The organism is Kitasatospora sp. NPDC098652, from assembly GCF_044760155.1.
Taxonomy (GTDB): Bacteria; Actinomycetota; Actinomycetes; order Streptomycetales; family Streptomycetaceae; genus Kitasatospora.
Genome location: NZ_JBIWAQ010000029.1, coordinates 1 through 12,813, shown reverse-complemented (window position 1 = coordinate 12,813; position 12,813 = coordinate 1). Strand labels below are relative to the sequence as shown.

11 protein-coding genes are annotated in these 12,813 nt (G+C 73.3%); 9 read left to right on the top strand and 2 right to left on the bottom strand.

Annotation, left to right across the window (positions count from 1 at the left end; all coding sequences use genetic code 11):
- Positions 1 to 15 precede the first annotated feature (15 nt).
- Both ACIQWA_RS36460 and ACIQWA_RS36455 read right to left on the bottom strand, forming a co-directional pair.
- Positions 16 to 912, bottom strand: coding sequence for a hypothetical protein (locus tag ACIQWA_RS36460; protein WP_402490257.1), 897 nt, complete (start codon positions 910 to 912; stop codon positions 16 to 18).
- Between the two features lie 71 nt (positions 913 to 983).
- Entirely contained in the window at positions 984 to 1,544 is a 561-nt protein-coding gene (locus tag ACIQWA_RS36455; protein WP_402490253.1) for a hypothetical protein, read from the bottom strand.
- 235 nt (positions 1,545 to 1,779) lie between these two features.
- On the opposite strand from ACIQWA_RS36455, the gene ACIQWA_RS36450 reads away from it, so the two are divergent.
- From ACIQWA_RS36450 to ACIQWA_RS36410, 9 genes are all read left to right on the top strand, one after another.
- Positions 1,780 to 2,400 carry a DNA-binding protein gene (locus tag ACIQWA_RS36450; RefSeq protein WP_402490250.1) on the top strand — a complete coding sequence of 207 codons (621 nt, stop codon included), beginning with the start codon at positions 1,780 to 1,782 and terminating at the stop codon, positions 2,398 to 2,400.
- Between the two features lie 7 nt (positions 2,401 to 2,407).
- Positions 2,408 to 4,513, top strand: coding sequence for a hypothetical protein (locus ACIQWA_RS36445; RefSeq protein WP_402490247.1), 2,106 nt, complete (start codon positions 2,408 to 2,410; stop codon positions 4,511 to 4,513).
- A gap of 114 nt (positions 4,514 to 4,627) precedes the next feature.
- Positions 4,628 to 5,335 (top strand): helix-turn-helix domain containing protein, encoded by a 708-nt coding sequence (locus ACIQWA_RS36440; RefSeq protein ID WP_402490245.1) that lies wholly within the window; start codon positions 4,628 to 4,630, stop codon positions 5,333 to 5,335.
- Positions 5,336 to 5,454: 119 nt separating this feature from the next.
- Complete coding sequence (locus ACIQWA_RS36435) at positions 5,455 to 7,803, top strand: Helicase associated domain protein (RefSeq protein WP_402490243.1); 2,349 nt, start codon at positions 5,455 to 5,457, stop codon at positions 7,801 to 7,803.
- A 73-nt stretch (positions 7,804 to 7,876) separates the two neighbouring features.
- Positions 7,877 to 8,125 carry a hypothetical protein gene (locus tag ACIQWA_RS36430; RefSeq protein ID WP_402490241.1) on the top strand — a complete coding sequence of 83 codons (249 nt, stop codon included), beginning with the start codon at positions 7,877 to 7,879 and terminating at the stop codon, positions 8,123 to 8,125.
- A 67-nt stretch (positions 8,126 to 8,192) separates the two neighbouring features.
- Positions 8,193 to 8,903, top strand: coding sequence for a hypothetical protein (locus tag ACIQWA_RS36425; RefSeq protein ID WP_402490239.1), 711 nt, complete (start codon positions 8,193 to 8,195; stop codon positions 8,901 to 8,903).
- 49 nt (positions 8,904 to 8,952) lie between these two features.
- Positions 8,953 to 9,480: a hypothetical protein gene (locus tag ACIQWA_RS36420; RefSeq protein ID WP_402490237.1), complete on the top strand. Its 528-nt coding sequence runs from the start codon at positions 8,953 to 8,955 to the stop codon at positions 9,478 to 9,480.
- A gap of 71 nt (positions 9,481 to 9,551) precedes the next feature.
- A complete protein-coding gene (locus tag ACIQWA_RS36415) occupies positions 9,552 to 10,664 on the top strand; it encodes a hypothetical protein (protein ID WP_402490235.1) in 1,113 nt (370 codons plus the stop codon).
- A 130-nt stretch (positions 10,665 to 10,794) separates the two neighbouring features.
- Positions 10,795 to 11,202: a hypothetical protein gene (locus tag ACIQWA_RS36410; RefSeq protein ID WP_402490233.1), complete on the top strand. Its 408-nt coding sequence runs from the start codon at positions 10,795 to 10,797 to the stop codon at positions 11,200 to 11,202.
- Positions 11,203 to 12,813: the final 1,611 nt, after the last annotated feature.

The window sequence follows — 12,813 nt, the reverse complement described above, 5'->3', positions numbered from 1 at the left end:
GTCGGGGCCTGGTCGTCAGTCGTCGTCCTCATCCTCGTTGTCGGGGGCTGGGCGTGAGGCGGGGATGGTGTCGACCTGGCCCCAGCGCAGGGCGTGCCGGACGGCCGTGGTCATCCAGTTCATGGCCTGTTCGGGGCTGGGTTGGGTGAGCTTGTAGACCTCGCAGACGATCCGCATTCCGCCGGGGTGGGCGGCGATGCCGACCAGGTTGTTCCACAGGTCGATCCGGTACTCCCACGGCTCGGGTTCCCCGGGGCGCCGCGGCACCGGCGCGGGCTGCTGGGAGCGGACCCAGGCGCCGTCCTGTTCCAGGTCGGCCTGGCCGTCGCAGGCCCGCAGCAGAACGTCGTTCCATCCGCCCATGGCCGGGTGGGGGAGGAACTCGCGGGTGCTGTCGCGGAACCAGCCGCGCAGGAGATCGTCGTCGTCCGCGATGCGCTTCTGGCCGCCGCCGTCGACCAGGGCACCGATGAGTCGGCCGAGCTGGGCGACCGGCTCCAGGTCGCCGCTCCACCGGTAGTCGACGGCGACCATCACCCGCCAGGTCTGCTCCTTCCAGCGCGCTGGGTCCGGGCCGCCGCTGTTGGTGCCCCACCCGGCACCCACCCGGACGGCCTGCCACATGTTCATGCCCTTCGGGCCGACGAACTTGCCGTCGGTCAGCCCGGTCAGGCGTTCCGGGACGTGGGGCGTGCGGGCGCGGTGGAAGCCGAGCTCTGGTGACCAGCACCAGGGATTGCGCTTGAAAGTGATCCGGAAGTCGGGATCGTCCTGGAGGCGGTAGTCCAGGTGCCAGCAGTGTTCCTCGTAGCCGGTGTAGGGCTGGCACGTGTGGCCGCGGTAGGCGGGGAAGCGGCCGTCGGGGCCACGTCGGCGCGGCGCCGGCACGGAGGCGGGGGCGGTCTTCGTCACACCCTGCCAACGCAGCGCTGCCCACGCCGGACACGGGGAGTACCTGGCGGCGGGGGCAGCGCTGCGCTTGATCAGTCCAGCGGTGCTTCCTCGGCCTTCTTCGGCTCTGTGCCGCCGTGGGCCGGGTGGTCGGCATGGCATGTGGGGCACAAGCCGCCGTCGGCGGTGTAGCGCCGAGCCATGGAGGCGCACTGGCCGCACCAGGAGATGAGGTAGTCGAGGACCTCTCCGCCGTCCGACTCCGTCCCGTCCTGGTGAACGAGGACCCAGCCTCCAGACTCAACCGAACCGACCGCAAGCAGTGGCAGGGTGCCACCGTCGGAGTAGGCCAGCCAGCCGACGACGGGTACGGTCCAGGTGGTCCAGGCCGGATCCTGGTCGTCTCCCGTGCTCCAGCGGCGCACCCGCACGCCCGGTTCCGCCGGCAGAGCACCGATCGCGGTCGGGACAGCCTTCAACCCCGCGTAGCCGGGCTGCCGATAGGCCGCGACCAGACGATTCTCCGCGCTGAGAATCATCGCCGCGCCGTCGTCGAAGGTCACGACCGGCTTCGAGACCATCCGGTTCTCCGGCCGCTCGAACCGTGCGACCAGACCTGTCTGCTGACTGCCGGTTGGTGGGGGACGGTACACGCACTCTCCCTTTCGCCATGTTGCGCGCTGCCAGTTGGGCCGCGCTCGTGGTGACCGTACGGGCAGCACGAGTGGGGGGAGGCAGGTTCGGCGGATATGGCCACTTCCGAGGGACAACGGCCAAGGCATGCTTGTACGACTTACTAAAAAGGCGTGGACAGTGTCGGAGGGGAGGCGTAGAGTCGCCCTAGCGTTTCAAGTTAGATGAATAGGCGTGGAGGTTGTGGGTGTGTTCGTGACGACCGGTCAAGCCGGGACGGCACTGGGGTGCTCGATCCCGACGGTGAAGAAGCTGATGGCCACCGGCGTGGTCCCCGGCGTGCGCGAGCAGGGCCGGCAGGTGTTCCCGCTGGCCGCTCTCCAGGCACTCCAGACCCGCCCGGCCGCCGACCTGACCGTGCTCGGCACGGCGGAGGTGGCGGTGCTGCGCTCGGACGCCCCGACCCGGGTCGACGAACCGGACCGCGACTGGATCGGCTTCGGCGCCGGGCTGGACCAGGCGCAGCTGCTGGCCGCGCTGTCCGGCTGGTGGCGTTGCGACCCGGCCCGCGTCGCGGCCGGCGAAGTGCTGCCGGTAACGGTCGCCGGGTTCGTCGTCGCGGTGCTGACCGGCCTGACCGAGTGGGAGTCGGACGGCACCGCCGGAACCGCGGCCCGGTTCCGCTTCCCGAAGGCGCGGATGGCCGGCTACCTGACCGACCTCACCGCCCCCGCGAACGCCGCTGACCCGGCCGACCCGGAGGACGCCCGCCTGGCAGGCCTGCTGCTCGGCACCCGCCTGGCCTCCGTGTCCGGCGGCCCGATCGCCTACGTCACCACCAACCCGACCACCGACACCGCCGACGAGGGGGAGTGACCCGCTGATGGACCGGAAGTCGTACACCGCCGAGCTCGCCGGTCTGCGCGAGCTGCGTACCGAGATCACGGCCGCCGAGAAGCAGGTCGCGGCCGCGCAGAAGGAGCTGGACAAGCTCACCGCCCAGCGCGCGCGCCGGGTTGCCGGGCTCGCGGGGTACGAGGGCGCCCAGGCGCCGGCCATCGCGAAGGCCTCCGGGCTGTCGGTCGGCGACGTCGTGCGGATCGCCCCGCTGCTGGACCCGACCCCGGCCGCCGTCCGCGCAGTCAAGGCCGACGACCAGGCCGCCGCCGCTGCGCCCGTCGCGCCCGTCGAGGCGCCGAAGACCGCGCCGGTCGCCGAGCCCGCCACCGCGGTCGCCCCGGCGCTGACTCGCCCGGCCCCCGTCGTCGAGCAGCAGGCCCCGGCCGCCCCGGTGACCGAGGCGCCGACCGAGGTCGAGGACCAGGCCGCCGTCGTCGAACAGCCTGTCCCGGCCGCGCCCGCCGCTGCGCCGGTCGTCCCGACGGCTCCGGTCGCTCCGGTCGCTGCCGGGCCGCGCGAGCTGCCGACCCTCCCGGAGGGCCCGGCGGGCGCCCGGTTCGAGGCCGTCACCACGGGCCTGGTCTCCAAGCGCCCGAACTTCGTTCAGCAGGCCCGCAGCACGGTGTTCCTGGACGCCGCGACCGGTGATCTGGCGGTGCGCGACCGGGTGGTGCGCCTGGACCTCGGGGCCCGCACCCCGGGCGAGATCCTGGACGCCGTCCTGCACGCCGCGCCCGGCACCGAGCGCATCTACATCACGGCCGGCGCCCCGTGGCACGACGGAGCCGAGCGCTACAGCACCCTCAAGGACGCGGTCGCCGCCTGGCTGAACACCCCCAGCGAGCGGTGGACGACGGCGGTCGGCTCCGGCCGGGACAAGCTGGCCGGGCACTTTGTGCACCAGCGCCAGCCGGTGGGCCGCTACGCCCCCGCAGCCGCGCCGGACGGCGGCAGCACCGAGATCCGGAGCATGGGGGAGTGGTTCGACCCGGACGGCGCCGACGTGGTCACCTGCCGTCAGGCGTTCACCCTGCTGTGGCAGGCGCTGCGCCGCCACTGGGACGACGCCGTCCTGATGGGTTCCCCGTCGCAGACCGGCCGGGACCTGTGGTCGCGCACCATCCCCACCACCGGGAGGTGGGCGGGCGGCTACCCGGTCCTGTCCGAGGAGCTGCGGGGCTTGCTGCACGCGACCGGCGGCCAGGGCCGCACCGAGCTGATCCTGCCCCCGCGCGTCCCCGAGCAGCTCCCGGCGCTGGTGGAGTACGACCGCACCTTCGCCTACGCCAAGCACCTGTGGAAGTCGCCGGTGGGCACCCCGCGCCGGATCACCGCGGCCGCGTTCGCCGCGATGACCGGGCAGGAGCAGGTGAAGGCGCTGATGTCGTGCTCGCACTGGAATGTGCGGGTGACCGTCCCGGCCGACTGGAACCACGTTGGCCTGCTGCCCGCCCCGGTGACCGGTGACCGTGCCTGGGTCTACCCCTCGGAGCCGGGCACCACGTTCACCACGTGGGCGGGCGGGGCGGAGGTCTACCTCGCGCTGTCGAACCACCTCGCTCCCTGGCGGATTGAGGTCCTCGGCGGCCTGCTGTTCGAGGACGGCAAGCCGCTGGACGAGTGGGGCAAGCGCCTCAAGTCGGCGTGGGCGGACCTGACCAACCTGTCGAAGCTGCACGGCGACGAGCGGCAGCGGCAGGCGGCCTACCTCGCCTCCCGCGCGGTCCGGTCGGTGCTGCTGTTCGGCCTGGGCGGCTTCGCGCAGCGCCCGCGCCTGGTCTCAGGCACCACGCCGGTCGGCGAGGCGCTCCCGGCCGGGGTGGAGATCCTGGGCCAGGACGGCGAGGTGGTGACCTGGCAGCGGCAGGCCGGGTTCTCCCGCGACCCGTACGCGCACCCGGAGTGGGCGGCGTCCGTGTGGTCGGGGGCGCGGGCGGCACTGCTGGACATGAAGTACCGCGACGGCAAGCAGATCGTCGGCTACGCCGGTGCCCTGCACGCCAAGCCGGGCACGGTCGTGTACTTCGGTACGGACGGTATCGCCCTGACGGAGCGCCAGCCCTGGCCGTTACCGGGGCGAGCCGGGTGACTACCTCCTCAAGGGCCACCTGACCGGCCCGGTGGAGCACCCGACCAGCCAGGAGCAGTACCTCAAGCTGCGCGGCCTGGGCCGCGCCGAACTCGCGCAGACGGGAGCTGACCGGTGAGCCCGGCCGACCCCGACCAGCCGAACGAGGCCGCGCGCCTGACGCAGGAGCTGATCGACCAGGGCTTCACCAGGCGCCAGGTCGCCCGGATGCTCGGCCGCGACGCCAGCCTGGTCAGCCAGTTCTTCACCAAGGGCAAGGGCAAGGCGTTCGTCGGCGCGCTGCGCCAGGTCGTCCGCGCGGTGCGCGGCGGCGAGCGCGACACCGAGGCGCTGTCCGGGATCGCGGAGGCGAACACCAAGCGCCGCACCACCAAGACGGGCCAGAAGGCCCGGGTGCGGGGCAAGGACGTCGTCGGCAAGCCCGGCGAGTCGATGGCCGGCCGCGCGGGCAAGCAGGCCATCAAGTCCGGCGCCTCCCACCTCGCCCCGGTGGTGCACGAGACCGGCCAGGCCGGCGGCCGTCTCGCCTTCACCGTCCGGATGAAGGCCGACCAGTACGTCTACTCGGCCGGGTCGGAGAAAGACTCCGGCGGCATCCGCCGTGGCTTCATCCCGCGTTCCGACGGCACGGAGGAGCGCACCTACGGCTCCGCCAGCACCGGCGGCTTCGACGCCGCCGAGTGGTCCCAGCGCGTCGCCGACCACCACGGCGACGTCACCGAGGCGATGCGGGCCTGGCTGGTGGAGACCGGCCGCGCGGTCGAGGAAGCCGACATCGCCTACCTCGAGGTCCGCGGCTGGATCCCCGAGGACCAGCAGTAGGTCCGGCCGGCCTCTCCCCATCCATGACCTGGCCCCGGGGAGAGGCCGCCCGCCCCGACCCTCCCACAGCACCGAGCGCCTCGCCCCGCCGTCCCAGCATCCGAAGGAGAAGCACCGCCGTGGAGACCACCACCGCCACCGAGGCCGACGTGCCGGCCGCGTTCCGCGCCGCAGCCGCTCAGTCGGTCCCGCAGCAGCCGTCTGCGGCCCTCAACCCGTTGCCGCTGCACTGGTTCCAGAAGGACGCGGTGGCGGCCGCAGTGCGCGAAGTGAAGGACGGCGGCCGCGCCACCGTCGTGGCCGCGACCGGCTCCGGCAAGACCCTCATCGCGGCCGGCTGCGCCCGGCGGCTGGCCGCTCGCGGCCGGGTGCTGGTGCTGGTGCCGACGATCGAGCTGCTGGAGCAGACCGCCGAAGCGTGGTCGCTGCGGGGCGGGCGCCGGGGCCTGGCGGTGGCGGCGTGTTCGCGGGAGGAGGCGCTGGAGAGCGCGGAGGCCGGCGGCCGGGTCCACGCCGAGGTGACCACCCAGGCCGTCCGGATCACCGATCTGGTCAACGGCGCCCCCGACGACCAGCCGGTCACCGTCTACGCCACCTACGCCTCGCTGGAGCGCATCGTCCAGGCCCACCAGGGCTGGGGACTGGCCCAGTGGGACCTCGTGATCATCGACGAAGCCCACCGTACGGCCGGCTCCGAAGGGAAAGCGTGGGCCGCGATCCACAACGACGCTCAGGTCCCGGCGAAGCGCCGGCTGTACTTCACCGCCACCCCGCGGATCGCCGACGACCGGCGCGCGAAGGACGGCCTGGCCGACCTCGCCGACGCCGACGGCCAGGCGCTGCCCGTGCTCTGCTCCATGGACTCGGAGGAGATCTACGGCAAGGTCTGCTTCACCTGGACCCTCGGACAGGGGATCGAGCACGGCTACCTCGCCGACTACCGGGTGCTCGTGCCGGTGGTGACCGATGAGGACCTGCGCGAGCTCCTCAACCTCCCCGCCGTCGCCGACCTCCGCTCCCAGCGCAGCAACGAGGAACTGCTGCGCCTCGCGTTGCAGATCGCGGTGCTGCGCGCGGTCGCCGATCTCGGCCTGCGCCGGGTCATCACCTTCCACTCCCGGGTGACCGCGGCCCGGGAGTTCGCCGGCACCCTGCTGGAGGCCTCCGAGCTGCTGGAGGACGCGGAGCGCCCGGAGCGGATCTGGGCGAAGGCGGTGGCCGGCACCGACCGGCTCAAGGACCGTCGGGCCGCATTCGCCGACTTCAAGGCCCACACCGGCGAGGACGGCGAGGAGTGCGGCATCCTCTGCAACGCTCGGCTCCTGACGGAAGGAATCGACGTCGCCGCCGTGGACGCCATCTGCTTCGCGGATCCCAAGTCGAGCGTCATCGACATCGTCCAGGCGGTCGGGCGGGCGCTGCGCCAGTCCTACCGGCAGGGCAAGGTCAGCTGGGTCATCATCCCGGTCTACCTGCCGACCCCGGAGGTCGGCGACGACACCGCCACCGCGCACCCGGCCGAGGTCCACGACGCGGGCGAGGCCGTGAAGGCCGAGGCCGACGCCGAGATCGAGGCCAGCTCCTTCCGCACCATCTGGCGGGTCCTGCGCGCGCTCGCCGCGCACGACGCCCGGGTGGTCGGCCGGATCACCGAGCTGCGCGCCAGCCGCTCCCAGGGCACCGCCCACACCACTGCGGCCAAGCCGGCCGAGAGCGAGGCCGGCGAGCCCGGCGGCGAGGGGGAGCAGCCGCCGGCCCCGGTGGAATCGCCGATCGAGTGGCTGCGGATCAACGCCAAGCAGCACGCCGCGAAGATCCTCCAGACCGTCAAGCTGCGCGCGTTCAACCCGCGCGCGGTCGAGTGGCAGCGCATGCACGCCGTCGCCGCCGTCTTCCACCTCCAGCACGGCCACCTCGACCCCACCGACAAGGCCAAGCACGCCGAGTTGATCTCCTGGCTCACCCGCCAGCGCCACCTCTACGGCCAGGGCCTGCTCGACGCCGCCCGGGTGTCCGAGCTGGACGCGCTCGGCATGATCTGGTCGAAGAACGCCAACGCCTGGGAGCGCGGCTACGCCTACGCCGCCGCGTTCCACCACCAGCACGGCCACCTGGCGATCCCCGCCACGGCGAAGCTGGACGACTACGCGGTCGGCGCCTGGATGCGCCGCCAGCGCAAGGCCGACAACCTCACCACCGACCAGACCGCCAAGCTCGACGCGCTGGACGAGCTGTGGCGCCTGGAGCCGGACTGGAACAGGTCGTACCGCCGCCTGCTCGCCTACCTCGCCGCCGGCGGAACCCTCGACGGCCCCGCCAACCGCACCGGCGGCGAGGCGGACCCGGCCTTCCGTCCCGGCACCTGGCTGCGCAAGCAGGCGGGGGCCCGCACCGAGGGCAAGCTGACCGACCACCAGAGCGCGCTCCTGGACGCGCTCACCCGGCACGCCGAGACCGTCACCGGCTGACCCACCCCGCAAGACCCCGCACGCCGTCCCAGCCCACCCAGGCCGGGACGGCTCGCTCCCTGGAAGGAGACAAGTGACCACCACCCAACAGCCGAAGGTGTCCTGGTACGCGCAGTACCTCTGCCACACCTGCGGCGACGGCGGCGACGCGCTGTTCGATGACGGCACCATCGTGGACGCCGACCACGACTGCGACCACGGCGAACCCGAGATCGCGTGGGAAGGCCGCGCCGAGTGCGGCAGCTGCGGCTGGTCCCTGGAGACCGACTTCGCCGACGGCGACTACGTCGAGGCCGACCACGACTGCCACGCCGACCAGTAGCACCCACGCCATCGGGGCGGCCCGCGTGCCTGGCCGCCCCGCCCCGATTTCGCGAAGGAGGACCCGGATGCGCGGCGCCGGCTACACCCTGCTGAGCCGGCTCCTGGTGGCCGCCGGCCACCGCCCCGAGGCCGCCGCGGCGGCCATCGCACGGGCCGAGTTCGACATCCTGGACTGGGCGCAGAGCAACGTCACCAGCACCGGCTGGCGATGCCCGGACGGCCGGACGCCCGACTACGAGGCGGGCTGGCAGGAGGCCACCGAGGCGGCGAGCGCCCGCCTGGCCGAGTACGCCGAGCGGGCCCGCCTCCAGGCCCGCAGCGGCGGCCTCGCGGTCCCACCGGGACCGACGCCGCACGAACCCGAGCCCGCCACGGCGGCCTCGACCGAGCCGGTCGACGTGCTGGAGACGGCACTGGCACTGTTCCACGGCCTGGCTGGCCCGCAGCCGCACGACGCCGAGCTGACCGACGCCGTCCTCGACGCACTCGTTCCTCTCACCACCCACCCCGGCTACACCGACACCCTGACCGCCTTCGTCCGGACCCGGAAACGGGAACTGCGCGAACTCCACCGCGACTTCGGGCACGGCACCACCCACGACCGCGACCCGGACGGCTGGCCCGGCCCCCGCTACGTCCTGGTCCGCCAGCCCGAGGGCCTGCTCCTCGCCGAACTGCTCACCCGCCAGCCTCTGGCCCTCGCCCAGGCATGGAACGGCGTCCTGCCCGACGTCCTCCTTGAGGACATGGCAGAGGCGTGGCCCTTCCGCAGCTGACCACCCACCACCCCGCACCCAGGCCCCGACCTGCCGGAGAGCACCCGCGATGACCGACACCACCACCCCGACCACCTCGACCACCACGCGGCCCACCCCCGCACCGACAGCGGCCCGGCCGGGCGCCCAGCGTTCCCCGGCCTCTACCGGCACCAGCACACCCAGTTCCCCGCGGGTGCTGGTGCTGGACCCCGGCACCATCGCCGACCCGGTCGAGCGGGAGCAGGCGTTCGTGCAGCTGCTCCGCTACCAGGCCCAGGTCCTCACCAGCCACGTGCGCCTGGAGGAAGGTGACCGGGTCGAGCTGCTGGAGCCGGTGCGCGCTACGTGGATCGACGAGGACCTGGCGGCCGAGGAGTACTGGGAGGAGGACGCCCGCGTCCGCGCGGACGTCCCGGCCGGCACGCTCGGCGTCATCACCCACGTCCGCCGCTACCCGACCCCGTTCCCGTACGTCGTCGCCTTCGACCGCGGCCCCGAGTGCGGCGTACGCAACCACCAGATCACCCGCTGCGCCGATCAGTCGCTCACCCCCGCCGCGCCGCCCGATCTGGCCCCGGAGCCGTGGAGGCGCTGACCGCCACCACCCGCCACCACCCGGTGGCGGCCGCGTTGAACCGCACAGCCGAGAAAAGGGGAGGCACCAACATGCCAGAAGCCGTGAAGCCGGTCCCGTCCTACGCCCGGTGGGCCGAGGTACCCGACCACCTGCGAACCAGGACCCAGCTCGCCGCGCTGGACCTGCCGCGCCAGGCGGCCGGCCCGGTCCGCGCCACCATCGAGACCCGCAACCCCGGCACCGGACGCAAGGACGAATTCGACCTGTACGACGTGCGCGAGTCGGTCCCGACCGCAGCCACCGCCGCGCAGTTCCTCGCGGCCGGCACGCGCCGCACCACCAACACCCGTACCTGCGAGGACTGCGGCGCCCACCCCGAGACGCCGTGCACCCCGGCGGCCGACGGCCGGGCCCTGTGCGGCACCTGCGCCCACATCACCCGCCTGCGCACCCGCCAGGCCGAGATCCGCGCCGCGGCCCAGGACGTCGCCGAGACCGCCGCCCGCCTCCTGGCTGACGAGCACCTGGCCGTTCTTCAGATCGACTACACCCCCGGCGAGCCCACCGCCGCCGGAACGCCCCGGCCGCCGGCCGCCGCCCGCCTCACCGCCATCGACCGCACCGGCGCCACCCTCTACGACCGCACCGTGCGCCTGACCGGCCCCCGCACCCCCGGGGCCCCCGACCACGCCATCGACCCCGCCCCCGCCCTGGCCGACCTCACCAACGTTCTTGCCGAGCGCACCGTCGTCCTGTGGACCCCCATCGACCTCGACCCCCTCTACGACGCCCTGCGCCGCCTCAAGCTCAACACCGCCCTGCTGCCCGAAGGCCGCGTCAACAGCCTGTACTCGGCCGCCACCCAGTGGCGCGCCGACCTCAACCCGCGCACCGGCGACCTTCGCCGACCCACCTCGCCCGGCACCGCCGACCGCCTCCTCCTCCTGCTCCGGAAGATGTCCGCCGACGCCCTGCGCCTCGACCCGACGGACGAGTACGACGACCCCGACCGGAAGCTGTGGAACTACCAGCTCACGGCAAGGCGGGTGGACCCGGCACACCCCGGGGTCTCCGTGATCGTCACGCACGCCTGTGCCACCTCGGTGGAGGACGCGGTACGCCTGACCAGGAAGAAGCACGACGGCCACCTCTACGGCGACGGCCTGTACCGGATCGTGCGTGTTGAGGAGGAACGGCCGTGACCAGGGGGCGCCGCAGCCAGTTCTGACCGACCCTTCCGCAGCGCGTCCCAAGCCGGTGACCTTTGGCTGGGGCGCGCTGCTGCGTCGTCGGCACCGCTGTCCACAGCCGACCTCGGCCATGGTGGCCGCCATGATGACGACGAAGAAGGCTACGGCGCCCTGCCAGGCCCACGGCGCCGACAGCTGGGGCAACTGCCCGGTGGCAGAGCTGCGCACCGTTCAGACACGGCTCCTGGCGCTGCTGGAGCGGTACGCCGACGGCACGCTGAGCATGGACTACAGGTTCAGCCCCGACGAGACCACCCAGCGGGCGGTCCGCCTGCTCGCGGCCCTCCTGAACGTGTCCCCCAGAGCCGTACGCCGCCACGCCCGCGGCTCCCGCTGGCCCGCCGGCCGCAAGCTGCGCCAGGCGGTGAACTACCGGACGGAGGAGGAGTTCTGTCCCGCGCGCCTGGCCGAGCGGGCAGCGAAGCAGGCCCGCGCAGAAGAGGCGGATGCCCGACGCCGAGCCGCGCGGGCGAGCCACGGGGAGAAGTAGCTCATCCTCCACCGCAGGGTGTGACCTGTTGGTTGTGGTGGGCGTGTTTTGGCCTCGTACGCGGGGTTGTCTGGACCTTTGGTTGGACCTGTTGAGGTGGTGGCGGGTGGCGCTGGTCGGGCTGGTTTGGTGACTGTGTGTGGTGGCTGGGTGGGTCGGGGGTCTGGTGGGGGTGCTCGGGGGCCGGTCGGGTGTTGCGGGCCTGCATTTGGGGGTGAATTCCGCCGTTAATTCCGTCTGGTTGTTTTGGCGGATTGGCGGCTGGGTGGTGGTGTGAATTCGGGTCGGGTTTGCGGGGTGGAGGCGGTGGCGAGGGTGGGTGTTCGGTTTGGTGGGGGTCGGGCTCCGCGTCGTCCGGGCCTGCTGCGCCCTGCTCGGTCGCCGCTGTCCAGGCCGGGCCCGCCGTCCCGGCCCCGCCCGCCGTCTGGGCCGCGCTGCGCCCCGGCTCGGCCGCCGCCCAGGCGGTGCCGCTTGGAGGCCCTGGTGGCCGGTCCTGGCCGTCCCGGCCGCCTCCGGGCGCGCTCTGCCCGCCGCCCGTGCTGCTGCCCGGGGCCGCCGTCCGGGCCCGGCCGTCCTGGCTCGGTGTTCGGTTTGGTGGCGCTGCTCCGGGAATTGCTCGGTTGGCGCGGGGCGGGATTTTCTGGACGGCGTGGAATGGCGGTCGTGGTGTCGGAGGCGAGGGCCGTAGGCCCCTTTCCGGCGTGCCTGAATGGAATTTCTGTCCGCTGCGCCGCTCGGGGCTTTCGGATTGGGGGTCAGAAAGAGAGCGGAAGGGAATTTATATTCCCGCCGTGAGTGTCGCCGGATAGGGCCGGGACGGGCGGTTGCCGCGAGGTTGTGTGTTCGCGTCCCGCGCCCGTTCGCGGACCGGTAGGATAGAGCCGTACGGCGCTCCGGGAAGCATCGCCGGAAACGCTTCGAGTGTCCGGCCGAGATTCCCGGTTGAGGGCCCGTCAGGGACCGCCGTCCGGGCCGCTCGTGAGGGCCCGCCACAGGGGCCGGGGAGGAGCGGGCCGGGCGGGTGGCCCGGGGTTGGCACCCGAGGGCCGCAGGCCCCGCCCCGAGGGCGGCGGATGGGCCGACAGCCCAGCAACCGCAAGGCGGGACCGGCCACCGGCCGGGACCGGGGGAGCGGGCCGGGGGTGGGGTTGTGGCTGATACCGGAAGTCCGCGACACATCGTCAACGCCGAGGGCCGCAGGCCCCGGCCGGCACCCCTCCCGATCGGGGGAAGGGGCTACTACCCGAATTCCGCGTCACATCGTCAACGCTCACCCCCGGGCGCAGCCCGGGAAACCCTGCCAGCAAACCGGCCCGTAGGGCCGTGAAAAACACCGGCCAATTGACCGGGAAAGCCGACCGATTGACGGGCCGTAGGCTCGGGACAATGCCCCGGATTGGCGGAGCGCAGCGACGCCCGACGCCCACCCCAACGGCGCGTGCCGCGCCCACGAATTCGCCGCAGGCGAATTTCCCCAACCACCCACCGCCCGCCGAGGCGCAGCCGAGGCCACACCACGCACGGTGACGCCGTAGGCGGCACCCCCGGCTGACGCCGCGTCAGCGGCGCCCCGGCCGCCAGGCCGGGGGTAAGGCCCTTAGGGCCTGCCCC